This window comes from Methylobacterium sp. WL1 (assembly GCF_008000895.1).
Classification (GTDB): domain Bacteria; phylum Pseudomonadota; class Alphaproteobacteria; order Rhizobiales; family Beijerinckiaceae; genus Methylobacterium.
The window spans coordinates 2,603,141-2,627,125 of record NZ_CP042823.1; the positions used below are offsets into that span (position 1 = coordinate 2,603,141).

At 67.9% G+C, this 23,985-nt stretch carries 22 protein-coding genes, 1 tRNA gene, 1 pseudogene and 1 riboswitch; of the genes and pseudogenes, 9 read left to right on the forward strand and 15 right to left on the reverse strand.

Going from position 1 to position 23,985, the window contains the following annotated elements; genetic code table 11:
- The first annotated feature begins 244 nt into the window (after positions 1-244).
- A complete protein-coding gene (locus tag FVA80_RS30520; protein ID WP_187193662.1) occupies positions 245-418 on the forward strand; it encodes a hypothetical protein in 174 nt (57 codons plus the stop codon).
- A 192-nt stretch (positions 419-610) separates the two neighbouring features.
- Here the strand turns inward: FVA80_RS30520 and FVA80_RS12660 are convergent, their stop codons facing one another.
- Together FVA80_RS12660 and FVA80_RS12665 are read right to left on the reverse strand one after the other, a co-directional pair.
- Positions 611-967 (reverse strand): hypothetical protein, encoded by a 357-nt coding sequence (locus FVA80_RS12660; RefSeq protein WP_147908934.1) that lies wholly within the window; start codon positions 965-967, stop codon positions 611-613.
- A 169-nt stretch (positions 968-1,136) separates the two neighbouring features.
- Positions 1,137-1,700, reverse strand: coding sequence for a hypothetical protein (locus tag FVA80_RS12665; RefSeq protein WP_147908935.1), 564 nt, complete (start codon positions 1,698-1,700; stop codon positions 1,137-1,139).
- Between the two features lie 367 nt (positions 1,701-2,067).
- Here FVA80_RS12665 and FVA80_RS12670 point away from each other — a divergent pair, with 367 nt between their 5' ends.
- Positions 2,068-2,442, forward strand: a complete 375-nt coding sequence (locus tag FVA80_RS12670) for a hypothetical protein (RefSeq protein ID WP_246692388.1) — start codon at positions 2,068-2,070, stop codon at positions 2,440-2,442.
- A gap of 80 nt (positions 2,443-2,522) precedes the next feature.
- Here the strand turns inward: FVA80_RS12670 and FVA80_RS12675 are convergent, their stop codons facing one another.
- From FVA80_RS12675 to FVA80_RS12690, 4 genes and pseudogenes are all read right to left on the reverse strand, one after another.
- Positions 2,523-2,795, reverse strand: coding sequence for a hypothetical protein (locus tag FVA80_RS12675; protein WP_147908936.1), 273 nt, complete (start codon positions 2,793-2,795; stop codon positions 2,523-2,525).
- 583 nt (positions 2,796-3,378) lie between these two features.
- Positions 3,379-3,465 (reverse strand) — tRNA-Leu (locus tag FVA80_RS12680).
- Positions 3,466-3,499: 34 nt separating this feature from the next.
- Positions 3,500-4,698: pseudogene (locus tag FVA80_RS12685) on the reverse strand (FAD-dependent monooxygenase).
- Between the two features lie 11 nt (positions 4,699-4,709).
- Entirely contained in the window at positions 4,710-4,967 is a 258-nt protein-coding gene (locus FVA80_RS12690; protein WP_147908938.1) for a zinc-finger domain-containing protein, read from the reverse strand.
- Between the two features lie 214 nt (positions 4,968-5,181).
- On the opposite strand from FVA80_RS12690, the gene map reads away from it, so the two are divergent.
- From map to FVA80_RS12720, 6 genes are all read left to right on the forward strand, one after another.
- Complete coding sequence (gene map / locus FVA80_RS12695) at positions 5,182-6,009, forward strand: type I methionyl aminopeptidase (RefSeq protein ID WP_147908939.1); 828 nt, start codon at positions 5,182-5,184, stop codon at positions 6,007-6,009.
- A gap of 6 nt (positions 6,010-6,015) precedes the next feature.
- Positions 6,016-6,750 (forward strand): DNA repair protein RadC, encoded by a 735-nt coding sequence (radC, locus tag FVA80_RS12700; protein ID WP_147908940.1) that lies wholly within the window; start codon positions 6,016-6,018, stop codon positions 6,748-6,750.
- Between the two features lie 95 nt (positions 6,751-6,845).
- Positions 6,846-8,285, forward strand: coding sequence for a circularly permuted type 2 ATP-grasp protein (locus FVA80_RS12705; RefSeq protein ID WP_147908941.1), 1,440 nt, complete (start codon positions 6,846-6,848; stop codon positions 8,283-8,285).
- A 66-nt stretch (positions 8,286-8,351) separates the two neighbouring features.
- Positions 8,352-9,299, forward strand: a complete 948-nt coding sequence (locus FVA80_RS12710) for an alpha-E domain-containing protein (RefSeq protein ID WP_147908942.1) — start codon at positions 8,352-8,354, stop codon at positions 9,297-9,299.
- A 124-nt stretch (positions 9,300-9,423) separates the two neighbouring features.
- The gene (locus tag FVA80_RS12715) at positions 9,424-10,251 is read left to right on the forward strand and encodes a transglutaminase family protein (protein ID WP_147908943.1); all 828 of its coding nucleotides are present in this window, start codon (positions 9,424-9,426) and stop codon (positions 10,249-10,251) included.
- 114 nt (positions 10,252-10,365) lie between these two features.
- A complete protein-coding gene (locus tag FVA80_RS12720) occupies positions 10,366-11,115 on the forward strand; it encodes a peptidase (protein ID WP_147855650.1) in 750 nt (249 codons plus the stop codon).
- Positions 11,116-11,131: 16 nt separating this feature from the next.
- On the opposite strand, the gene FVA80_RS12725 is transcribed toward FVA80_RS12720, so the two are convergent.
- The 5 genes from FVA80_RS12725 to thiO form a co-directional block, all read right to left on the reverse strand.
- A complete protein-coding gene (locus tag FVA80_RS12725; protein ID WP_187193664.1) occupies positions 11,132-12,901 on the reverse strand; it encodes an ATP-binding cassette domain-containing protein in 1,770 nt (589 codons plus the stop codon).
- Positions 12,902-13,013: 112 nt separating this feature from the next.
- Positions 13,014-13,649: a thiamine phosphate synthase gene (locus FVA80_RS12730; RefSeq protein WP_147908945.1), complete on the reverse strand. Its 636-nt coding sequence runs from the start codon at positions 13,647-13,649 to the stop codon at positions 13,014-13,016.
- Complete coding sequence (locus FVA80_RS12735; protein ID WP_147908946.1) at positions 13,646-14,449, reverse strand: thiazole synthase; 804 nt, start codon at positions 14,447-14,449, stop codon at positions 13,646-13,648. Before FVA80_RS12735 ends, FVA80_RS12730 begins: the two co-directional genes overlap by 4 nt.
- A gap of 2 nt (positions 14,450-14,451) precedes the next feature.
- Positions 14,452-14,664: a sulfur carrier protein ThiS gene (gene thiS, locus FVA80_RS12740; RefSeq protein ID WP_147896857.1), complete on the reverse strand. Its 213-nt coding sequence runs from the start codon at positions 14,662-14,664 to the stop codon at positions 14,452-14,454.
- A complete protein-coding gene (gene thiO, locus FVA80_RS12745) occupies positions 14,661-15,884 on the reverse strand; it encodes a glycine oxidase ThiO (protein WP_147908947.1) in 1,224 nt (407 codons plus the stop codon). Before thiO ends, thiS begins: the two co-directional genes overlap by 4 nt.
- Before the next feature lie 64 nt (positions 15,885-15,948).
- A riboswitch (TPP riboswitch) is annotated at positions 15,949-16,076 on the reverse strand.
- A gap of 490 nt (positions 16,077-16,566) precedes the next feature.
- On the opposite strand from thiO, the gene FVA80_RS12750 reads away from it, so the two are divergent.
- Positions 16,567-17,652, forward strand: coding sequence for a glycosyltransferase (locus FVA80_RS12750; protein ID WP_147908948.1), 1,086 nt, complete (start codon positions 16,567-16,569; stop codon positions 17,650-17,652).
- A gap of 165 nt (positions 17,653-17,817) precedes the next feature.
- Here the strand turns inward: FVA80_RS12750 and FVA80_RS12755 are convergent, their stop codons facing one another.
- From FVA80_RS12755 to FVA80_RS12770, 4 genes are all read right to left on the reverse strand, one after another.
- Positions 17,818-19,077, reverse strand: a complete 1,260-nt coding sequence (locus FVA80_RS12755) for an adenylate/guanylate cyclase domain-containing protein (protein ID WP_147908949.1) — start codon at positions 19,075-19,077, stop codon at positions 17,818-17,820.
- A gap of 76 nt (positions 19,078-19,153) precedes the next feature.
- Complete coding sequence (rpoD, locus tag FVA80_RS12760) at positions 19,154-21,154, reverse strand: RNA polymerase sigma factor RpoD (RefSeq protein WP_147906656.1); 2,001 nt, start codon at positions 21,152-21,154, stop codon at positions 19,154-19,156.
- 200 nt (positions 21,155-21,354) lie between these two features.
- A complete protein-coding gene (gene dnaG, locus FVA80_RS12765; RefSeq protein ID WP_147906655.1) occupies positions 21,355-23,253 on the reverse strand; it encodes a DNA primase in 1,899 nt (632 codons plus the stop codon).
- A gap of 120 nt (positions 23,254-23,373) precedes the next feature.
- Positions 23,374-23,835, reverse strand: a complete 462-nt coding sequence (locus tag FVA80_RS12770; RefSeq protein ID WP_147854239.1) for a GatB/YqeY domain-containing protein — start codon at positions 23,833-23,835, stop codon at positions 23,374-23,376.
- Positions 23,836-23,985 lie beyond the last annotated feature (150 nt).

Here is a 23,985-nt window from a genome sequence, read left to right on the forward strand (position 1 = left end):
CGGCGCCATGACGAGGTTATCTTCGTCAGCATCCAGGGTATGGCCGACGCGATTTCAGACTCCCCCGAGTTCGAGGTCACAACCTTCGCCCCGCCGGCAGCCGCCGCGCGGGGCTTTTTCGTAGGTCGCCTAATGATCGGTAGGATTGGCGCGATCCCCGCCGGCGGGCGTCTGGACGGCGATCCGTGGAACCGACTTAGGCGGGTGCCGCTTTAACAGCAGAACGCTTTGGCATGAGGTACCCATGACCATCTTTCAGGTGAGGCAGAAGAGCAGCAGGGCAGTGCTTTGGACGGGTAAGGCTGAGAGTGCGGATCGCGCACTCGATGTTGCCGCGCAGGCTGCCGGGTACCACGCTTTCGCCGATCTCCCGGAGGCCTTGCAGTCCAATATGGCCGCCGAGGCCGTGAAGATCTGAAGATCTCAATTCGGTTGAGAAAAGCCCGCCCGGCTCAGCGCCGCGGCGGGCTTTCCTTTGTGTGCATCTGCGATTGATGCTCACCGGGTCTGAGGCTTATCCCCAGCGGCGTTGGATCGGAGAAGCCCGCCCGGTTCGCCGGCGCGGGCCTTTTCGCGGCCGGTCACTCAGGACCGTGCCGACGCCTCTCGATCAACAGCTCAGCTTACGGCCTTCCGCCATGCCGACCTTCCGGTAGTGTTCCAGACCGGACTTGATTGCTCGACCAATGACCGCCCGGCGCACGTCCGGGTTACAGCGCAGATACTCCGCCTCGTTGAAAGCGTAGTCGCCACGCTGGCCTCGCGATCCTCGGTCGTTATCCCGATCGTAATCGCGTCGGTCACGATCGCCAAAGCCCCGGTCGCCATACCCGCGATCTCCGTAGCCCCTGTCGCGGGAGCCATAGTCGCCGCGATCGTAGTCGCGCCCGCCATAGGGCTGTGCGAAGGCCGGAGCCACGCTGCCCAGCAGTGCCAGACCCAAGACGGCCGCTGAAATCACCTTCATTCGGTTTTCCTCCCCATTGCGAGGCTAGAACGCTTTCGGCGAAGGGTGGTTCGATGAAGCGGTCGCCTTCGCGATCGACCGACCCCAGAAATGGTCTGCCCCTTGGGCAGATGGAGCCGAGGCCGAGCGCACAACGCGGGAGCGTCAGCCGGCGTGGGCAAACAGCCCCTCACTGTTTCTGGCAGGCGTTCGGAGGGCTCTTGAGGGCAGCTTTCGCTTTCGGATCGCCCTCGAAGGCGCTCTCGACCAGGAGCCCGCATCGCGAGGTCGGCTTGTCCAGATACTGGCTCGCCACATCGCCGACGCATGCCGAGCAGAGGCCAATCCGCGCGAGGGTGTCTTCCGAATCATACCGACGCAGCTGCCCTGGCGTGAACTTTTCGCGGATGATGTCGACGGGATAATAGGTCTCCTCGTCATCTTGGTCGTTCGATTTCGGGCCGATCTTGCAGTTGGTGAGGCGCAACGCCTCGACCGTCTCGCCCTTCACGGTCAGGTGGGTCGGGTAGCAGTGGCCGCCGTGGGAGCAGAACACGGCCCGCTTCGTCGCCTTGTTGATCCGGTACTGCGTGATGCCGCCATCGAGCTCGCCCTTCTCCAGGATCGCGTCAGGCGCTTCCATGGCCGGGACGTCGCGCAGCGCGATCGCCTGGCAGGCGTCCCATGCGTAGGCCCTATCGCTGGCCCCACCGGTGGCGGCGGCGAAGGCGAGGGCGGCGAGGGCTGTGCGCATCCCGGTAGGGTTACCCGAGGCCCGACTTCCGGCAAGCCATCCAGGACGGCGCGCAGCCGAAAGAATGCGCGGCACCCTCCCAGGCGCTGAACAGACGGCAAGGCCGAAGGGCGCTCGAAGCGCCTGATAGCGCTGGCGTTCTTCAACGCGATCCACAGCTCTCCACCACCGTGTCGCCGGCCGAGTTCGCGCCCCGCTGAACCGCGCGGCCGGATCTGGCATGTTCCGCTTTCGTTCCAGAACGGAGGCGATGGCGGTGGGGTCTCTGCGGGATGTTCTGCCCGGGCGGGTCTACGTGGATTGCTCGTCCTGCAAGCGATCCGGCCGGTATTCGGTCGCGAGCCTCCGGGAGCGGTTCGGGCCGGATGTGTCGACGCTCGATATCCTGCGCATCCTGACGGCCTCGTGCCGGTACCAGCGCCCGCCCGGCTCGCCGCCCGCGCGGAAATACGAGCACCTGTGTCTGGCCGCGATCACGCTGCCGCCGCCCGCGCGCCCGACGACACCGGTCCCGCCGGGCGTGCCCTTCACCATCGAGGTCTGGAAGGAAACGGGCGGCTGCGTCGAGGCGCAACTCGCGGTGATCTATCCGATCGCCATGGCGCGGGTCGCGTTCGAGACCGCGTGCGAGCTGTGGCCGAAGCACGAGGTCACGCTTCGGGATCGCTGTCGGATCGTGGCGCGGCGAGAACGGCCGGAACTGCCCGCCAGCGCGGAAACTGCCGCCGCACCTCCTCCCTGATCGCCAGGCCTTCAGCTTCAAGGCGCGCCAGCCCCAGGGTAGCCTCCCTGCCCCGGTCCCCTCCTCGGATCCCCACACGTTCAGCGATTTGCCTGGCGGTTGCGGGTTCTCTCGTGAGCACGGCGAGGATCCGGGCTCGGGTGTCCTTGCGCGGCCGCGCGCCGGTGCGCGCCGCTACTGCAGCCTCCCGGTCGTCGCCGCCGCGGTGCAGTGACCTCGATCTCGGACGTCTTGATGATCGTCACCACAGCCTCGAAGCCAGAGCCGGTCGGGGTGAACGCCACATCGACGGTGCAGATGGGCTTGGCAAGCGACGCGACCCCATTGCACGGGCCGATCAGCTTCTCGGCCATCGCATCTGTCGTCCCGCCGAGCCCGGACGCATCCAGCCGGAGGCGTCGACCGTCTGCTTCCGCCTCGCACACGAACCCATCGCGGCCTGAATCGACGCACCGGATCCCGCGGACTGCAACTGCCTGGCCTCTATAGCCTTTTGGATCGTCTGAGCCTGTGCCCTATCTGCAGCAACAACGAAGGCGAGGACTGCAAGGGCTGTGCGCATGATAGCATAACAGTCGCGGCGCGGGCGCTAGCAAACGAGCCAACGATGGCGTGCCGTGGGTTCAAGTCCCGTTGGGCGTGCAGCAGGGCCAAATCGTTTCCCCCTGCCATCGCAGGGATCGTCCACGCGCCAAATCGGCATTGCTGCTGGTGGCTTCAATTCTTTCTCGGGCGAGATCGTCATGCCACTGAGCATCAAGCCTGATTCGAAGCTCGGTCTCGGATCCCGGAGCGGCGTCGCTCGCAGATCATTTGGCAGCGTGCGGGCGATCGAAGTCCCAAGGGGCATGAGCGCCGGCCATCACGCAGCTTTTGCTGTGACCCCGGATAATACCCCAACCGGTTCGGCCGGGTACCCCGAAACCTGCCCAGTGTTGGTGCGGACGGCGGGACTCGAACCCGCACAGCCTTGCGGCCGCAAGATTTTAAGTCTCGTGCGTCTACCGGTTCCGCCACGTCCGCATGATCCCCTCGGTAGCCGCGACGGGGCACGCGATCAAGCCGGGGGCGTCCAGCTGTACAGCCAGGCGTAGCGGTCGCGCATGCCGTCGGGGCCGAGGCGGGCCATCACGGCGTTGCGGGCGAGGCCCACGAGGCCGCCGGCGTGGTAGGTCCGGCCGTTGGCGCGGGCGGCCTTCTGAACCCGCCGGACCCGGGCGGTGCGGTCCGTGGCGTAAGCCGCGAGCGCCGCCGGGACGTCCGCGTGGTCGGTCAGCGACCGCGCCAGCACGGCGGCGTCCTCGATCGCCAGGGCCGCGCCCTGGGCCAGGTAGGGCAGGACCGGATGCGCGGCGTCGCCGATCAGCGCGACCCGGCCTGAGGCCATCGGATGGGCCACGGCCCGGTCGGCGAGCGACCAGACCAACCAGGAATCGGGCAGGCCCAGCAGGTCGCGCAGCGGCCCGGCGCAGCCGCGGAAATGGGCGCGCAGCACGGCGGGCTCGCCGAGGCGGCCCCAATCCTCGTCGCCCACCGCCTCGGGCACCACCGCCACGACGTTGAGGAAGCGCCCGCTCCGCACCGGGTAGTGGACGACGTGCCGTCCGCGGCCGAGCCACAGGCCGGTGGCCGAGCCCGCAGCGCCTCCGGCACCGCCTCGCTCGGAATCAGGGCGCGCCATGCGGCCGCGCGGCCCGGCCGGATCGGAGCCGCGTCGAGATGACCGCGCAGGCGCGAGCGCAGGCCGTCGGCGCCGATCACGAGGTCGAACGGCAACGCCTGCGCGCCGCCGCTGCTGCTCTCGGCGGTCAGGACGGCGCCGGCACCGGTCTCGGCCAGCCCGGTGATCGCGCGGCCCATCATCAGCCGGATCGCCGGGCGGCTGCGCAGGGCGTCGAGCAGCAGCGTCTGGAGGTCGGCCCGGTGGATCACGTAATAGGGCGCGCCGAAGCGCTGCTGCGCCGGCCCGCCGAGGCTGACGCCGCCGATCCTCCGGCCGCTGTCGAGGGCGCGGACCTCGACCGCCGGCGGCTCGCTCGCGGCCCGGCGCAGCGCCGTCGAGAGGCCGAGGCCGGCCAGCACCCGGCTGGCGTTCGGGGAGACCTGGATCCCGGCCCCGACTTCGCTGAAGCCGGTGCGGCGCTCGATCACCGTCACGGAATGCCCGGCATCCGACAGCGCCAGGGCGGCGGTCAGACCGCCGATCCCGGCCCCGACGATCCCGATTTCCAAGGGCGTTCGACTGTCCGTGGGCAATGTGGGGTGTGCTACTCCGCGGCGACCGTGGCCGCGTCGTGCCAGACGCAGGCCTGCGGATCCGCCTCGTCGGCCTTGAGGCCGGCACGGTAGCGATAGAGCGTCGAGCAGTACTGGCAGATGATCTCGGTGTCGGCGCCCATGTCGAGGAACACGTGCGGGTGATCGAACGGCGGTAGCGCGCCGATGCACATGAATTCCTTCACCCCGACAGCGACCACCGGGACGCCCGGCTCGTTGTGGAAGTGCGGTACCGCCTTGCCTGCCATACGGCCCTCGCCTGCCCCAGACCCGTCCACGGGGCGAATCTGCCCGGGCATCCCCGGGCGCCATGATCCCGCTTATGCCGCCAGCCCCGCGGCCCGCGCAAGCCTCCCCCGCCGCGCGTCCGCGCGCCGTTCCGCGCATGCGGCTTGGCCTGCCGCGCCGCGCACCGTACATATGCAGGACACCCGCTCTCCGACGCCGCAAAAAGTCTCGACGATGCAACAGGAACAGGCCACCGCGCAGGGTACGCGCCGGGCGCCGGAGCCGCCGATCCACGGCCCGGAGGGATTCGAGGGCATGCGTCGGGCCGGGCGCCTGACGGCCGAGGCTCTCGATCTGCTGATGGAGGCGACCCAGCCCGGCGTCACCACCGAGGAGCTCGACAAGCTCGCCTACACCTTCGCGATGGATCACGGCGCCTATCCCGCGTCGCTGCTCTATCGCGGCTATCCGAAGTCGATCTGCACCTCGATCAACCACGTGGTCTGCCACGGCATCCCGAACGACAAGCCCCTGCGCGAGGGCGACATCGTCAACCTGGATTGCTGCCTGATCCTCGACGGCTGGCACGGCGATTCGAGCCGGATGGCCTATGTCGGCGAGGTTCCCCGCAAGGCGCAGCGCCTGTGCGAGATCACCTACGAGGCGCTGATGCGCGGCGTCGCGGCGGTGAAGCCGGGCGGATCGACCAACGATATCGGCCGGGCGATCCAGACGTTTGCCGAGAGCGAGCGCTGCTCGGTGGTCCGCGACTTCTGCGGCCACGGGCTCGGGCGGATCTACCACGACGCGCCGACCATCCTGCACTACGTCGAGGCGAGCTACGACGTGCCGCTGAAGCCGGGCCAGTTCTTCACGATCGAGCCGATGATCAATCTCGGCCGCCCGGCCGTGAAGGTCCTGGGCGACGGCTGGACCGCGGTGACCCGGGACCGCTCGCTCTCGGCCCAGTTCGAGCACACCGTGGCGGTGACCGAGACCGGCGTCGAGATCTTCACGGTCTCGCCGAAGGGGCTGCATCAGCCCATCAACCCGGCGGCCTGACCGGCCATGGCTGCGGACGACGGGGCGGCCGGGCTGTTCCCCGCGAGCGCCGCGCCGGTCGCCAAGGAGCCGCCGCATTTCCACGGCCATCGCGACCGCCTGCGGGAGAAGTTCGCGGTAGCCGGAGCCGAGGCGTTGCCGGACTACGAGCTTCTGGAACTCGTCCTGTTCCGGGCGATCCCCCGACGGGACGTGAAGCCCCTGGCCAAGGCCCTGGTCGCACGGTTCGGCAGCTTCGCCGAGGTCCTGAGCGCCGAGCCGGCCCGGCTGATGGAGGTCGAGGGCGTGAGCGCCGGGGTCGCCGCCGACCTCAAGCTGATCGAAGCGGCGGGACGGCGGCTCGCCCGCGGCGCGCTGCGCGAGCGCGCGGTGCTCAATTCCTGGAGCGCGCTGAGCGAGTACCTGCGGGCCACCATGGCGTTCGCGGCGCGCGAGGAGTTCCGCATCCTGTTCCTCGACAAGCGCAACCACCTGATCGCCGACGAGGTCCAGGGCCGCGGCACGGTCGACCACACGCCGGTCTATCCCCGGGAGGTCGCCCGCCGGGCCCTGGAACTCTCGGCCACCGCGATCATCCTGGCCCACAACCACCCGTCGGGCGATCCCAGTCCGTCCACGGCCGACGTCGCGATGACTCGCGAAATCGTGTCGGTGCTGGCACCACTGAAGATTGTAGTGCACGACCATATCATCCTGGGTCGAAACGGACATGCCAGCCTGAAAGGCCTCAAGCTGTTCTGATCTTCCGGCCGACTTGAGCGTTGGTGCCCGCGCGTATAGCCCTGCTGGGTGGCGCGTCTCTTGCCTGAAGAGCGGGAGCGTTAGGGAGAATCGGAATGGCGTTGACGGCCTTCGACGAGATGAACGGGATCGGCAACGGCGCCGCCGACCCGGCCGCCGTCCGCGACGCCTATGGCAAGCTGAAGACCTGGCTCGAGACCACGCCGCCCGAGCATTTCAACACCCGCCGCAGCCAGGCCGAGTTGCTGTTCCGCCGGATCGGAATCACCTTCGCGGTCTACGGCGACAACGAATCGACCGAGCGGCTGATCCCGTTCGACATCATCCCGCGGGTGATCACCAAGCCGGAGTGGGATTTCCTCGAGCGCGGGCTGAAGCAGCGGGTGACCGCGATCAACCTGTTCCTGAAGGACGTCTACGGCGCGCAGGAATGCATCAAGGCCGGCATCATCCCGGCCGACCTCGTCTACCGCAACGCCCATTACCGGATGGAGATGCGCTCGTTCCGGGTCCCGCACGACCTCTACGTCCACGTCGCCGGCATCGACATCGTCCGCACCGGCGAGAAGGACTTCTTCGTCCTGGAGGACAATGCCCGGATCCCGTCCGGCGTGTCCTACATGCTGGAGAACCGGGAGGTGATGCTGCGGCTGTTCCCGGACCTGTTCTCCAAGCACCGGGTCGCGCCGGTCGAGAACTACCCGGACGCCCTGCTGGCGACCCTGCGCAGCCTCGCACCGGGCTCCACCACGCGCGACCCCACGGTGGTGCTGCTGACCCCCGGCCGCTACAACTCGGCCTTCTACGAGCACTCGTTCCTGGCCGACAAGCTCGGTGTCGAGCTGGTGGAGGCGTCCGACCTCTTCACCAAGGACGACGTGGTCTACATGCGCACCACCGAGGGGCCGCGCCGGGTCGACGTCATCTACCGCCGCCTCGACGACGACTTCCTGGATCCCCTGGTGTTCCGCCCCGATTCGGTCCTCGGCGTGCCGGGCCTGATGAACGCCTACGAGCGCGGCTCCGTGACCCTGGCCAACGCCGTGGGCACCGGCATCTCGGACGACAAGGCCGTCTACAGCTACATGCCGGAGATCGTGAAGTTCTTCACCGGCGAGGAGCCGATCCTGCACAACGTGCCGACCTATCGCTGCCGTGAGAAGGAGTCCTTCGCCTACGTGATGGACAACCTGTCCCAGCTGGTGGTGAAGGAGGTCAACGGATCGGGCGGCTACGGCATGCTGGTCGGGCCGCATGCGAGCAAGCGCGAGATCGACGATTTCGCCAAGAAGCTCAAGCATGCCCCGGACGGGTTCATCGCCCAGCCGACCCTGTCGCTCTCGACCTGCCCGACCTTCGTGGCCTCCGGGGTCGCCCCGCGCCACGTCGACCTGCGGCCGTTCGTGCTGAACGGCGCTGACCAGATCCGCATCGTGCCCGGGGGGCTGACCCGCGTCGCGCTGAAAGAGGGGTCCCTGGTTGTCAATTCCAGCCAGGGCGGTGGTACGAAGGATACCTGGGTGCTCGACGCTTAAGGTCCCCAGCGCTTCCACACTGCCAGACGCGCCGCCTGCCGCCGAGCCGATCCGAGTTCGCACACCATGCTCTCCAGGACTGCCGACAACCTCTTCTGGCTCTCGCGTTACGTGGAGCGCGCCGACTTCGTCGCGCGCATCCTCGACGCGGCGCACCGGCTCGCCTCGCTGCCGACCAGCTATGGTGGCGGCGAGACCAACGAGTGGGAATCCGCCCTCGCCTCGGCCGGTGATCCGGACCTGTTCAAGCCGCATTACAGTGTCGTGAATGCCGACACGGTCTGCGACTTCCTGGCCTTCAGCCCGCACAATCCTTCGTCGATCCGCTCCTGCATCGAATCGGCCCGCGAGAACGCCCGCTCGGTGCGCACCGCGCTCACCACCGAGATGTGGGACGCGATCAACGGCGCCTGGCTGGAGCTGCGCAACTACGCCGGCAAGGAGCTCAGCCGCGACGAGTTCAGCCGCTTCCTCGACTGGGTGAAGACTGTCTCGCTGACCTTCGACGGCTCGGCCTTCCGCACCATGCTGCGCAACGACGCGTTCTGGTTCACCCGACTCGGCACGGCGATCGAGCGGGCCGACAACACCGCCCGCATCCTCGACGTGAAGTACCAGATCCTGCTGCCGCAGAACGAGACGGTCGGCGGCAGCCTCGACTACTTCCAATGGACCACGATCCTGCGCGAGGTGTCGGCCTTCAACGCCTATCACTGGGTCTATCGCGAGAGCGTCAAGCCGCTGCTGGTGGCGGACCTCCTGATGCTGAACAAGCAGATGCCGCGCTCCTTTGCCAATTGTTACAGCGTGATCGTCGAGTATCTCGACCTCGTCGCCGACGCCTACGGCCGCCGCGGCCCGAGCCAGCGTCTGGCCGGGAACATGCTGGCTAAGCTCGACAGCGAGGATATCGACCGCGTGTTCAACTCCGGGCTCCACGAGTTCGTCGAGGCGTTCATCGTGGAGAACAACAAGGTGGGCGAAGCCATCGCGAAGCAGTATCTGGTCGGGTAGCGCATCGTCCCGGGGGTCGGATCCGGGGCGATGCGCCGAGCGTATGACGACGCATCATCGTCGCCCGAGCGCCGGCGAGACCGGTTCGGGCTGATGCAATCGGAAAGACAGACAGGCCCGGCGCATGCGCATCCGCGTGGTCCACGAGACCATCTACACCTACGAGCACCCGGCCCGCGGCCTCGTCCAGGTCATGCGCCTGACGCCGCGGGACCATGACGGGCAATATGTCCGCACCTGGCGGATCGACACCTCCATTGACGGGCGGCTGACCGCCCGCGAGGACGGGTTCGGCAACATCGTCCACTGGTTCACCCCGGACGCGCCGGCCGACGCGCTGACCATCCGGGTCACCGGCGCAGTCGACACCGAGGATACCCACGGGGTTGTCCGCGGCACGGTCGAGCGCTTGCCCGACGAGTTCTACCTGCGGGACACGGATCTCTGCACGACGAGCGCGGAACTGCAGGTCTTCGCCGAGCGGGTCGCCACCGACGGCGACAGCAAGCCGCTCTCGGTGCTGCACCGCCTGCGCGACACCGTTCCTCAGACGGTGGTCTACGAGCCGGGGCCGGCCGCCAACGGCGTGCCCGCCGCCACGGCATTTGCCGCCGGCAAGGGCATCTGCCAGGACCTGACCCACGTCTTCATCACCGCCGCCCGCCACCTCGGCATCCCGGCCCGCTACGTCGCGGGCTACCGCGCCCGGGGCGACGGCCAGGCCGATGTCGAGGCGCCGCACGGCTGGGCCGAGGCGCTGGTGCCGGATCTCGGCTGGGTGGCGTTCGACGCCTGCTACCAGGACACCCCGTCCGACGGCACGATCCGTGTCGCCTGCGGGCTGGATTATCTGGGCGCCGCGCCGATCCGCGGCAGCCGCACCGGTGGCGGAACCGAGACACTGGACGTCAAGCTCCGCGTCGAGCAAGGCAGGGACGCCGCACAGTCCTGAGTCCCTGCCTGATTCCCTGCCTGATTCTTCGCCTGATCCATCGCCCGTTTCCCTGATGGGCGGGCCGCCGGCTCGGCGAGAGCCGGAAACCCACCCCGCGAGAGCCCGAGATCCATGACCTACTGCGTCGGTGTCCTCGTCGAGGAGGGGCTCGTGATGGTCGCCGACACCCGCACCAATGCGGGGCTCGACGACATCTCGACCTACCGTAAGCTCCACCACTTCAACGTGCCGGGCGAGCGGGTGATGATGCTGGCCTCGGCCGGCAACCTGTCGATCACCCAGTCGGTCCTGAGCCTGCTTCAGGAAGGTGTGCCCAGCGACGACGGCGAGCCGCCGCAGAAGCTGATCGAGGCGCCCACGATGTTCCAGGCGGCGCAGCTCATCGGGCGCGCCATCCGGCGGGTGCGGGCGATCGAGCGGGACGGGTTCGAGGCGGCCAGCATCCGGTTCTCGATCTCGCTGCTGTTCGGCGGCCAGATCGCCGGCGAGGGCATGCGGCTGTTCCTGATCTACTCGGCCGGCAACTTCATCGAGTGCAGCACCGACGCGCCCTTCCTCCAGATCGGCGAGCACAAGTACGGCAAGCCGATCCTCGACCGGGCGGTGAAGTTCGAGAGCGACCTCTACGACGCCCTCAAGGTCAGCCTCGTCTCGATGGATTCGACCATGCGGTCGAATCTCGGCGTCGGCCTGCCGATCGACATCGCGGTCGCCCGCCGCAACGGCCTCGACCTCGAGGTGAACCACCGGATCGAGGCCGGCGAGGGATATTTCCACGACCTGCGCGAGCGCTGGTCGGCCGCGCTCCGGGCCGCCCACAGGGCGATCCCGCGCCCGCCCTACGGCCCGACGGCCAAATAGGGCCGGCCCGGTAAGGTCAGGTGGCCGGCTCGATGGCCCGGTCCGCGCTCCTGACCACGGCGCGCGTGTAATCCTCCCACAAAGCCGCGTAGAGCGGCACGGTTCGCAGCAGGTCGTCGTGCCGCCCGTCGCCGAGCAGGCGGCCGTCGTCGAGGACCAGGATCCGGTCGGCCTGGCGCGCCGCGGCGAGATGGTGGGTGACGAGGATCAGCAGCCGCTCGCGGCCCCAGGCCGTGAGGTTGCGCTCCAGTGCGAGGGCGGCTTCCGGGTCCAGGAAGGCGGTCGGCTCGTCGAGGAGTGCCACCGGCGGGTTGCGGATCACCGCACGGGCGATCGACAGCCGCTGGCGCTGGCCGCCCGACAGGGTCCGGCCGCCCTCGCCCAGGGACGTCTCGAGGCCTTCCGGCAGGGTTTCGACGAGCCCGCGCAGCCCGGCGAAATGCAGGGCTGCATCGAAGGCCGCCGCATCCGGTCGTTGCGTGGCGAGGTTTTCCCGCACGCTGCCGGAGAACAGCATCGTATCCTGATCCACGGTACCAATCTGACCGCGCAGCCATCGGGGATCGTAATCCCGCAGGTCGGCACCGCCGATCTCGACCCGGCCGGTATAGTCGCGCTGCAGGCCGAGCAGGATGCGCAGCAGGGTCGACTTGCCCGAGCCGTTGCGTCCCACGATGGCGACGATGCCGCGCTCCGGCAGGGTCGCCCTCAGATCCCGCAGCGCCGGCCGCGCCGCACCCGGATAGGTCAGTGAGACACCGTCGAGGCAGATGCCGCCGGGACCGATCCGGCGCAGGGGCGGATGGCGGCCGGCCTGCTCGCGCGGCAGGCTGAGGAAGCCGCCGATCTCGCGGATCGCGACGTTCACCTCCTGGGCCATGCGCAGGATGTCGGCGCTGCCGAGAAGCGGGCCGGTGATGCGGGCCGCGACCACCTGGATCGCCAAAAACTCGCCGACGGTCAGGTAGCCGCCATAGATCCGCCAGCAGCCCACGCCGATGACCAGCAGCGTCATCGCCCGCGAGACCGCCTGGGACCGGAGCCCGTAGCGCCGCTGCAGGTCCATGACGCCGCTCAGCTCGGCAAGCGTGTTGTCCGTCACCGTAATCCAGCGTCGCATCCGCCCGGCTTCGAGGGCGAGCGACTTCACGGTGGCCAGGCCGTTAACGCTCTCGGCCAGTGTGCCGTCACGGACGCTGATCGACTGGTAATAGGCCTTCGCGGATTTCCAGATGCCGCTGATCTGGTTGCTCGCGATCATCACGATCAGCGGCGCCGCCACCGCGAGCGCCGCCCCGACCGCGACGTCGTAGTAGAGGACCAGGCCGAAGGCGACGAGCGCGCCGCCGGCATCGATCACCGTGTTCGGGATCTGATGCAGGACGAAGTCCCGGATCTTCGTGATCTGCTGGAAGTGGTTCAGGACCTCGCCGGACTTAAAGGCGGCACCGTCGATCCGCACCCGCAGCAGGTGGGCGAAGACGCGGCGGGAGATCCGGCGGTCGAGGAAGACCGCCAGCGCGATGATCAGGCGCCCCCGGAACGCGGTGAGCCCGACCTCGGCGGCGATCGACAGGAGTGCGAGCAGCGCCAGCCCGAGCAGGTGCAGGTCGGCCTGCCCGGCCACGATCGCGTCGACGATGCGCTGGGTGGCGACCGGAAAGACCAGCCCGGCGCCGTATCCCGCCGCGATCGCGATCAGGAGCCGGGCGACCTGCCCCCGGCGCAACGCGAGCGAACGGCCAAGCCAGCGCCAGCCGAAGGACGATCGGTCTGCCCGCAACATCACCCCCGCGCTCCGAATCGGGCGCGGAGTGAGGCATACATTCGCGGCGCTGGCGACCGCTCCGCGTGGGTTCATCCGGGGACGCCGCGTCCGGGATGCGCCATACGGACGGTTAGGGCTGGCACCCGTCCCAGGCCGCCAGGATGCGACGGGCGGCGGCCATGGGCCCGGCGGCGCGCATCAGCGTGCCCATCACGGCGACCCCGGCTGCACCCGCATCCTGGCAGAGCGGGATGCGCTCCGGCGTGACGCCACCGAGGGCGACGATCGGCAGGCCGGCACGACGGGCCGCCGCTATGCCCTCCGGACCGAGGGCCGGGCCGTAGCCGGGCTTGCTGGCGGTGGGGAAGATGGGGCTCAGGGTGACATAGTCGGCGCCGGCCCCGGCGGCTGCCTCGACTTCCACGGGTGCGTGGGCCGAGATCCCGATCAGCGCATTCGGTCCGAGGGCCGCGCGGGCCGCCGTGATCCATTCCGGCCCGGTGCCGCCACCGAGATGCACGCCGTCCGCCCCGAGTGCTTCAGCCAGGGCGATGTCACCGCCGACCGTGAGGAACGCGCCCGCCGCACGGACCCTGGCGGCGATGCTGGCGCCGAGGCTGCGCCGCGCCTCCGGGTCGAGGTCGCGGTCGCGGAACCAGATCCAGCGGACGCCGCCGTCGAGCGCCGCCTGCACGGTGTCGGCCAGGGGCCGGGCGTGCCCGTGCCGGTCCGTCACTGCCAGCAGCCGCGACGGCAGCGGTCTCACGAGCCGACGAGGCCGAGTTGCGGACTCGACGGATCGGCCCGGCCGCGGCGGGGGATGCGACCGGCGCAATAGGCATCGCGCCCGGCCTCGACCGCGCGGCCCATGGCCCGGGCCATCCGCACCGGGTCGTCGGCCTTGGCGATGGCGGTGTTGATCAGGCAGGCCGCCGCCCCGAGCTCCATGGCGATGACCGCATCCGAGGCGGTGCCGATGCCGGCGTCGACGATCACCGGTACGCTCGCGCGGCGACAGATCAGCTCGATATTGGCCGGGTTGGCGACCCCCATGCCGGAGCCGATCAGCGAGCCCATCGGCATGATCGCGGCGCAGCCGAGATCCTCCAGGCGCTGGCAGACGACCGGATCGTCGTTGCAGTAGGGCAGGACCACGAAGCCCTCGTCCACCAGATGCCGGCAGGCCTCGATCAACTCGGCCACATCGGGATAGAGGGTCTCCCGGTCGCCGATCACCTCGACCTTGATCCAGTTGGTGTCCAGAGCCTCCCGGGCGAGCTCGGCGGTCATGATCGCGTCGCGGGCGGTCTCGCAGCCGGCGGTGTTGGGCAGGAAGCGCTTGCCCTTGAGGATCCGCACGGTGTCCGAGCCGTGGCCCTGGAGCGAGACCCGGCGGATCGAGGCGGTGACGACCTCGGCCCCAGACGCCGCGACCGCGTCGCGCATGATCGCCTGGGTCGGGTAGCCGGCCGTGCCGATGAACAGCCGCGAGGACAGCTCCGCCCCGGCGATGGTGAAGTGATCCGCCTCGGTCTCGGGGCGCAGCGGCGTGACGGTCTGGTCCATGGTCAACCTCCCTGCATGGCGCGGACGATCTCGACCCGGTCGCCCTCGGCAACCGGCGTCTCGTCCCAGTCCCGGCGGCGCAGCACGCGGCCGTTCAGGGCGATGGCGATGCCCTGGGGGCTCTCGATACCGGTCTCGTCGGCCTCGGCCCGGAACAGGGCCGCGATGGTCTCGACCGCGAGATCCCGCATTTCTCCGTTCACCAGAAGCTTCATGCCGAGGCCCTCGTGGGTTCGCGTCGGTCGAAGCGCGCCCGAGTGAACGGCTGTGCGATCTCCGGCAGCGCGCCGCGTGTGACGAGTTCGGCGACCGCCTCGGCCGTCACGGGGGCGAGCAGGTAGCCGTTGCGGTGATGGCCGGTGGCGACGAGGAGGCCCGGTGCGAGCGTGTCGATGATCGGCGCGTCGTCGTCCGAGGTCGGACGGTAGCCGCCCCACACGGCCTCGACCTCCATCTCCTCGATGCCGGGCAGCACCCGGCGCGCGCCCTCGAGCAGGGCGAAGAGGCCGCCGGCGGTGATGCCCGACCGGAAGCCGCAATCCTCGACCGTTGCGCCGACGATCAGCTGGCCGTCGCTCTTGGGCGCCATGTGGACCTGCTCGGTCCAGATCATCCGGCTGAGCGTGCCGGTGCGCGCGGTGGTGCGCAGGGCCATCGACTGGCCCTTGAGCGGTCGCACCGGCAGGGCGAGATGTTCGGGCAGCAGGCCGCCCTCCCCGCTCCACGCGCCGGAGGCCAGCACGACGGTATCGGCCGTCACGGCCTCGTCGCCGGCCCGGATGCCGGTCACCGTTCCGCCGGACCAGTCGAGCCCGCTCACCGCCAGGCCCTCGACCAGCGTCACGCCGGCACGCCGACAGGCTTCGGCCAGTGCCGCCATAACGAGGCGGGGATCGACCTGGTGATCCAGTGGGCAATGGATTCCGGCGGTGACGGCCGGCCGCAGGGCGGGCTCAAGGCGCCGCACCTCGGTGCCCGGGAGCCACGCGGCGTCGAGGCCCGAGCGGCGCTGCAGGTCGTAGCGGAAGCGCAGGCGCTCGACCTCGTCGCGGCCGATGGCGACCACGACGGTCCCGTCCGCGCGATAATCGATCGGCAGGCCGGTCTCGGCTTCGAGGGCGTCGCGGAACCCCGGCCAGAGCCGGAGCGATTCGAGGGCGAGGGGCAGCAGCGGATCGGAGCCCGGCTCGTGCTCGGCGGCCGGGGCCAGCATGCCGGTGGCGGCCAGGCTCGCACCCGCGCCGATCGTGTCGCGCTCGATGACGACCACCGCGCGGCCGGCGCGTGCGAGCCGCCAGGCGATCGACAGGCCGATCAACCCGCCGCCGACGACGGCGACATCGGCACGCGCCGGCAGCGAGGCCTGCGCGGCGAAGCCGCCCGGGAGGCGGCGGCGTCCGATCGGCGAAACGGGGCGGTCAAAAGCCAAAGTCATCTCCGCGGAATTCCGTCGCGAAGATCGGGCCGTCTGCTTCGGTGAGAAGCGGTGACCTGCCATTCAGGCGGCCGCGGTCCAATCCCTACGCCGGTGTGAGCCGGATCAGGTTCGAAGGATTTCCGCGCCGCAGGTCCGGGGGACGTGCCAGCGGTTTCTCAGCCCCTTGCCGGGGATCTCCCTGGAACAGCGATAGATCTGATCGCGTAGGCCCCGCGGGTCAAGCCTGATACGGCGAGCCGCGGTCTGGGATGCAACATTCCTGGTGGCGCAGTCACCGATCGGATCTCCGGCCCAGGGCCTAATTCTGATCGCGTCGCTTGCCGGTTGAGCGATATGCGCCATGCTCGATCATTGAAGGCGTCCGCGGCACGAGCGTGCATGCCGGCATACCTGCGTCAGCGATTCCCAATATTTTAATTTTTTTGAGTTATAATCAGTAATATTCAATGAATTTACCACAAGAAATAGTCGTTAATTTTGGAAAAGTACTTGAATAATTTCGCCATTTATAACGCTATATAAATAATGAAAATCAAAAAGTAAATTTAATGCGGGGGGCTAGATTGGGTGACGAAGAGGTTTGCGCTATCAAAAGACGCAGCACGATAAGAGGCGATGTAACGAAATTTTCTTTGGGTGTATTGGCATGAATAGTTTTGGTCAAAAAATTTGCCTTTGCATGATCGTCAAGAATGAGTCTCACGTTATTCGCAGGTGTCTTGATTCTGTGAGATCCGTTATTGACCATTGGATCATTGTCGATACCGGCTCGACGGATGGAACACAGGATGTCATCCGCGCAGCGATGGCAGACATGCCCGGTACGCTTGTGGAGAGACCCTGGGTCGATTTCGCCTTCAACCGCACCGAGGCTTTAAAATTAGCGCGCCCGCACGCCGCATATAGTTTGATCATCGATGCCGACGATCAATTGATAATTCCCAATGATTTCTCGATGCCGAAGCTCATTGCGGCAGGGTACATGATGACGATTTTGGATGAAAATACAGAATACTGGCGTATACAACTGGTTAAAAATAATAAAAATTGGCGCTATCGAGGCGTCGTGCATGAATTTCTGGAGTGCCAAAAGGACCCGCCAACACCCAAGCTGCCGCTTGCCATGCGTCGCGGCGACGATGGAGCTCGTCATCGCGATCGGTCGTCGGAACGACGAGATTTGGCGGTTCTGGAAAGAGCGTTAGCTGCTGAAAAAGACCCATTCATGATCGCGCGATACACGTTCTATCTCGCGCGATCTTATCGCGATGTCGGCGAAGATCTCAAGGCACTGGATTGTTATCTGAAGCGAAGCAGCCTCGGGTATTGGAAGGAAGAAGTATACATCAGTTTATTGAACGCTGCCTGGCTCATGGAGAAATTGAATGAGCCCGCGGAAAAAGTCCTGAAGCTGTACGATCGCATGATTCCCGTCTGTCCGGCACGGGCTGAGGCACGCCACAGCGCTAGCCAATACTGCAGACGCAAGGAGAAGTTTGCGGCGGGATACCGGTATGCGGAGTCCGGACTGTCCCTCAAGGCGCCAAAAGAAGGCATCGCAATAATGCCCTGGGTTTACGATTTTGGATTGCTGGAAGAATTTTCAATTCACGCTTATCACACGGCGCAACACAAGGCCTGCGCGGCGGCGTGCCTGAAAATACTCGACCTGCCGGAAGTTCCAGACGAGGTTCTCACCCGGACCGCAGCCTTGGCGAACGCAGTTCTAGTCAAGATGGCCGAGTCGGTGCCTGGATCGGGATAATCCCAGCACAGGTCTACGATCTTTCGATTATGGAGAGCCTAAAAGCTGGGGCAGTCGGAAAAATATCCGCGTCACACGGCTAAGCACAGAGGTTCTAAACGGCACTGATGTCATTGTTACGTATGGGGGCGAATTTATCAGTCCTGTGACATTTTGCGAAAACTCTCAGCTCGGCGCACGCGGCCGCAGGAATTTCGGGCGGAACACCGCCATGGGCTCGCGGAAGCCGTCGAGGACGTGCTCGCCCAGGGGGATCGGATCGCCCCAGAGGAAGTCCACGAACGGCTTCGACATCAGCAGCGGCTCGCCGAGCTGGCGGTTCAGCCGGGCGATCCGGCTGGCGAGGTTCACGTCGCGGCCGATGACCGTGAAGTCGAGCCGGGAGCCCGAGCCGACATTGCCGTAGGCGGCCTCGCCGTGGTGGAGCGCGATTCCCGCCGCCACCGGCACCGAGAACTGATGCAGGGCGTTGGCCTCGTCGAGGGCCGCCAGCGCGTTCTGGGCCGCAGTGAGCGCCCCCTTGGCGGCCCCCCCGAGATCGTCGCCCGATTCCCGGAAGATCGCCAGCAAGCCATCGCCCAGATACTTCAGGACCTCGCCGCCCTCACGCTCGATCGGCGGCACCAGGCAGTCGAAGAACACGTTGAGCAGTCCGACCGCCTCCTCGGGAGTCATGTCGGCGGAGGTCCGGGTGTAGTCCCGCATGTCGGCGAATAGGATCGCCGAGCGGATCCGCGTCACCTGTCCGCGGCGGATGTCGCCGGCCAGGATCGCCCGGTGCGGCTCGTCGCCGACATAGAGGCGCAGCACGTGGTCGAGTTGCTTGTTGAGGACGCGCATCTCTGCGACGGCGGCGAGCGCCGGCATGACGAAGCGGAGGATCGCGATGTCGTCCTCGCCGAACCCGTCGGGCGCCTTCGTCGCGAAGGTGATCCCGTTCTTGGTGCCGTTGGTGAAGAACAGCGGCGCCACGACGTAGTGGGTGTAGCCGCCGGCCTTCAGGTCCGGGATGATCGCGTAGGCATCGTCCGGCGTCTCGGCGACGTCGAGGATCAGCCACTCGCCGGTCTCGTGGACGGTGTGGAACGGGCTGTTAAGATAAGCCTCCTGCGAGCGGCCCCCGTGCGGGAACAGCCGCACGCTGGTGCCGCCGTCCCGGGTCCAGACCCGGCCCACGCCGGCATATTCCGAGTGCAGGGTGTCGATCGCGGTGGAGGCCCGATCCACCGGCACGCCGATAGCGATCAGCCGCTCGGCGAGGCCGGACAGCATGTCCTCGGCCTTCTGCAGCCGGGCGCCCTCGCCCAACAGCCAGTCGCGGATGCCCACCGAGGGCTGGAGCGCGCCGAAGGGCACGTCGTCGGCTTCGGAGCCGTCCGCGAAGGCCGTCGGCAATCCGGGCGTTGGCGGGCGGCGTTCGAGCATGGCGCCAAGGTGGGGGCCGCGCAGCAGCCGCCTGGCAACGCGGTCGGAGGAGGCGCCGCGGGGGCCGCGACGGGGCTCAGTTGTCCAGGAAGCTCCGGAGCTTCCGGCTACGCGACGGGTGCTTCAGCTTGCGGAGCGCCTTGGCCTCGATCTGCCGGATGCGCTCGCGGGTCACCGAGAACTGCTGGCCGACTTCCTCGAGGGTGTGGTCGGTGTTCATGCCGATGCCGAAGCGCATGCGCAGCACGCGTTCCTCGCGCGGGGTCAGCGACGCCAGCACCCTTGTCGTGGTCTCGCGCAGGTTCGACTGGATCGCCGCGTCGATCGGCAGGACGACGTTCTTGTCCTCGATGAAGTCGCCGAGGTGGCTGTCCTCCTCGTCGCCGATGGGTGTCTCGAGGGAGATCGGCTCCTTGGCGATCTTCAGGACTTTCCGCACCTTCTCCAGCGGCATCGCCAGCTTCTCGGCCAGCTCCTCCGGGGTCGGTTCGCGGCCGATCTCGTGCAGCATCTGGCGGGAGGTCCGGACGATCTTGTTGATCGTCTCGATCATGTGCACCGGGATGCGGATCGTGCGGGCCTGGTCGGCGATCGAGCGGGTGATCGCCTGCCGGATCCACCACGTGGCGTAGGTCGAGAACTTGTAGCCGCGCCGGTACTCGAACTTGTCGACCGCCTTCATCAGGCCGATGTTGCCCTCCTGGATCAGGTCCAGGAACTGCAGGCCGCGGTTCGTGTACTTCTTGGCGATGGAGATCACGAGGCGCAGGTTCGCCTCGATCATCTCCTTCTTCGCCTGCCGGGCCTCGCGCTCGCCCTTCTGGACCATGTTGACGATGCGGCGGTACTCGCCGATCTCCAGCCCGGTCTCTGAGGCGAGGTCGAGGATCTGGGCGCGCAGCTCCGTCACCTGCTTCGAGCCGCGCTCGACCAGGTTCTTCCAGCCCTTGCCGCCTAGCGTGCCGACGCGCTCCATCCAGTTCGGATCGAGCTCGTAGCCCTGGTAGTGGCGCAGAAACTCGTCCCGGGCCACGCCGTGGCTCTCGGCATAGCGCATCAGCCGGCCCTCGTGGCCGATGAGTTGCTTGTTGATCGAGTAGAGCTGGCCGACCAGCGCCTCGATGCGGTTGTTGTTGAGCGACAGCGACTTCACGTCGGCGACGACGCTGTCCTTCAGCTCGATCTGCTTCTGGTTCTGGGCCGGGCTGTTCTTCTCGCCGGCCGCCTTGCGGTCTGCGCCCTCGGTCTGGAACTTGCGCAGCTTGCGGTAATTCGCGGCGATCGCGTCGAAGGTCTCGAGGACCCGCGGCTTGATCTCCGCTTCCATGGCGGCGAGCGAGACGTTGTTCTCGAGGTCGTCCTCGTCGTCGCCGCCCTCTGGCGGCGCCGGCGGCTCGGCCTCCTCGGCGCTCTCCTCGCTCTCGCCCTCGGCGATCTGCGGCGCGTTCTTGCCGTCCGGGCCGGCGTAGGTCGCCTCGAGATCGATGATGTCGCGCAGGAGGACCTTGCCCTCCACAAGCTCGTCCCGCCAGATGATGATCGCCTGGAAGGTTAGCGGGCTCTCGCAGAGGCCCGCGATCATCGCCTCGCGGCCGGCCTCGATGCGCTTGGCGATCGCGATCTCGCCCTCGCGGGACAGGAGCTCCACCGAGCCCATCTCGCGCAGGTACATCCGCACCGGATCGTCGGTGCGGTCGGTCGGCTCCTTGGTGGTCGTGGCGACCGTGACGGCGCGCGTCGGCGCGACCTCGGCCACCTCGCCGCCCTCGGATTCCTCTTCCTCGCCGTCGGCGCCGTTCGCCGCCTTCTCGGTGGTTGCAGCCTCGTCGGTCTCCTCGGCCTCGACCACGTTGATGCCCATCTCGGACAGCTGCGAGAGCACGTCCTCGAGCTGGTCAGGGTCGGACTGGCCCTCCGGCAGGACCTCGTTGACCTCTTCGTAGGTCACGTAGCCGCGCTTCTTCGCGAGCTTGACCATCCGCTTGACCGAAGCATCCGTCAGGTCGAGGAGCGGCCCGTCGGTCTGCTGCTCGGGGGCAGCGTCCGTCTCGTCCCGTTCCGTTGCCTTCGTCGCCATGATCAGCCTATTGTTTCGGGTGCGGCGCGCTGCGGGGGCCTGAGTAAGGCCGCTCCACGCCGTCGGCGCCGCGATACTTGCGAGTGGCCCCGGATTGCTCCGGACGCCTTGAGTCGTCGGGTTCCGTATGCAAGCCCGAGGCTTGACCAATTGTTAACTAACGCGGGGTTCGGCCCGTCGCCACCGCCATCGCACGGCCGTCATGCGGCGGTCGAGTCGTTCGACACCGGCTTGTCGGCTTCAGCCTCGGCAGCGATGACGGTCTCCAGCCTCGCCTTGACTTCGCAGAGCCATGCCCACCCGGCATCGGTCGGATCGTCTTCGAACGCCTGCCGTGCTTCGCGAAGTTCGCTATGTAGCGCGCCAGCCTGCCGGTGCAAGATCATCGCCTGTCTGAGAGCGTCCGCGCGCTGCTGCGGATCGGCGTGCGGGGACAGCGTAATCCGGTCTCGGGACCGGGCGAGCGCCAGAATCCGCTCCGCCGCCTCTCCGAGACCGGCCCGTGTGATGCGGGTTTGCAACAGGTCCGCGTTCGTTTGTCCATCCTCTGCGGCACAAGCGACCAGGACCGACAGGAGCGCCCGCGCGTCGGGGTGCTCGAAGTCGAGTTCCGAGACCTCGTCGCCGAAATCGCTGAGCATCTCCGGGTGGACCAGCAATGTGCCGGCGATCACCGCCTCGCGCACCGGCGCCGCCCCGGAGAAGCCCGCCGAGGCGGTCATCGAGGCGCTGGGGCTGCCGGTGATCCGCGGCGAGACCGGTTCGCCCGGGCGGACGAAGCGGCGGTTCTGCCCCTTCGGCCCGGACCCGGGCCCGCTGGACCGCGCGTTCCGGGGCGACAGGCTGCGCAGCCGCTCCTCGATGTCGTCGCGGTAGTAGCGCTTGACGGTCTCGTCGCGGATCGTGGCGACGGTGGCGCGCAGCGTCTGGGTCAGGCCGGCCCGGCGCTCGGGCGTATCGGCCGGCCCCGATTCGAGCGCGCGGCGCCAGAGCAGCTCGGACAGCGGCAGCGCGGCCTGCAGCACCTGGTCGATCGCCCCGGGACCGCCCGAGCGCAGCAGGTCGTCGGGATCCTGACCGCCCGGCAGCAGGGCGATCCGAAGCGAGCGGCCGGGCTCCAGGGCCGGCAGGGCGATGTCGAGCGCCCGGAAGGCCGCCCGCTGCCCGGCCTTGTCGCCGTCGAAGCAGAGGATCGGCTCGTCGGCGTGGCGCCATAGCAAGGCCAGCTGGTCCTCGGTCAGCGCGGTGCCGAGCGGCGCCACCGTCTCGGGATGGCCGGCCAGCGTCATGGCGATGACGTCGACGTAGCCCTCGACCGCGATGATCGAGCTGCGCTCGTGGGAGGCCTTGCGCGCGCCGTGGAGGTTGTAGAGCGTCCGGCCCTTGTGGAAGAGCGGCGTCTCGGGCGAATTCAGATACTTGGCGCGCACCTCCTTGGCGAGCGCCCGCCCCCCAAAGGCGACGACCCGGCCGCGGGTGTCAGTGATCGGGAACATCACCCGGTCGCGGAAATAATCGTACGGGACCGAGACATCCTCGCCGCCGGCGAGCAGGCCCAGCTCGACCATCAGCGCCTTGTCGACCCCCTGCCCGGCCAGGTGGTCACGCAGGGCGTAGCGCTCGTTCGGCGCGTAGCCGAGCCGGAAGGCCCGCTGCGTGTCGTCCTTGAGCCCCCGGCGTTCGAGATAGGCCCGCGCCTCGCTGCCCGGCCCGGCCCGCAGGCGGTCCTCGAACCACCGCGCGGCCATCTCCATGACCTCGAAAGCCCCGGCGCGCTGCTTCTCGGCGACGCGGGTATCTTCCGTGGGCGCCGGCAGGCTGACGCCGGCCTCGCTCGCCAGCCGCTCCACGGCCTCGGGAAAGCTCAGGCCCTCCGTCTCCATCAGGAACGTGAAGATGTCGCCGTGCTTGGACGATGAGAAGCAGTGATAGAACTGCTTCTGGTCGTTCACGTAGAAGGACGGCGTCTTCTCGGCGTTGAACGGCGACAGGCCGCGCCATTCGCGGCCGGCCTTCTTCAGCTGCACCCGTCGGCCGACCACGGCCGAGGCCGGCAGCCGGGCGCGGATCTCTTCCAGGATGTGGGGCGGATAGCGCACGGGGCCTGCGGATCGACTGCCTGACCGTTGGATATAGCGCGCCCGGGCGGTCCGAGTCCCGCCCGGGCGGTCGATCGTTCGATCAGGCGGGGGATTGTGGGGAGAGCCGGCGCCTCGGTCTCAGCCCTTCGCCGCCAGCGCGGCCTTCACCAGCCCGCTCGCCTTGCCGAAATCCATCCGGCCCGCGAAGGTGCCCTTCAGGGCGGCGATGACGCGGCCCATGTCCTTCTGGCCGGCGGCGCCGGTCTCGAGGATCGCGGCGTCGACCGCCGCCTTCATCTCGGCCTCGTCCATCTGCTTGGGCAGGAACGCCTCGATGATCGCGATCTCGGAGCGCTCGTTGGCGGCGAGTTCCGGGCGTCCGCCCTGCTCGTAGACCGTAGCCGATTCGGTGCGCTGCTTGATCATCTTCTGGAGCAGCGACAGGATCTCCTCGTCGGAGGCCGGCTCCTTGCCGAGGCCGCGAGCCTCGATGTCCTTGTCCTTGAGGGCGGCCTGGATCATCCGCACGGTGGCGAGCTTGTCCTTGTCGCCGGCCTTCATGGCCTCCTTCATCTCGGTGGTGAGGCGGGCGCGCAGCATCTCGATGAACCTTTTGATGGGAGAAACGGGGGGCTGGCCTGCACTTTGCGGGTGTTGAGCCTCGTCGGCCGCACGGCCACATTGACCCGATCGCGGGCCGCTCGCTAAGAGCGCCGCACACGATCATGCCGCCAGCCGAGCGTACCGCAT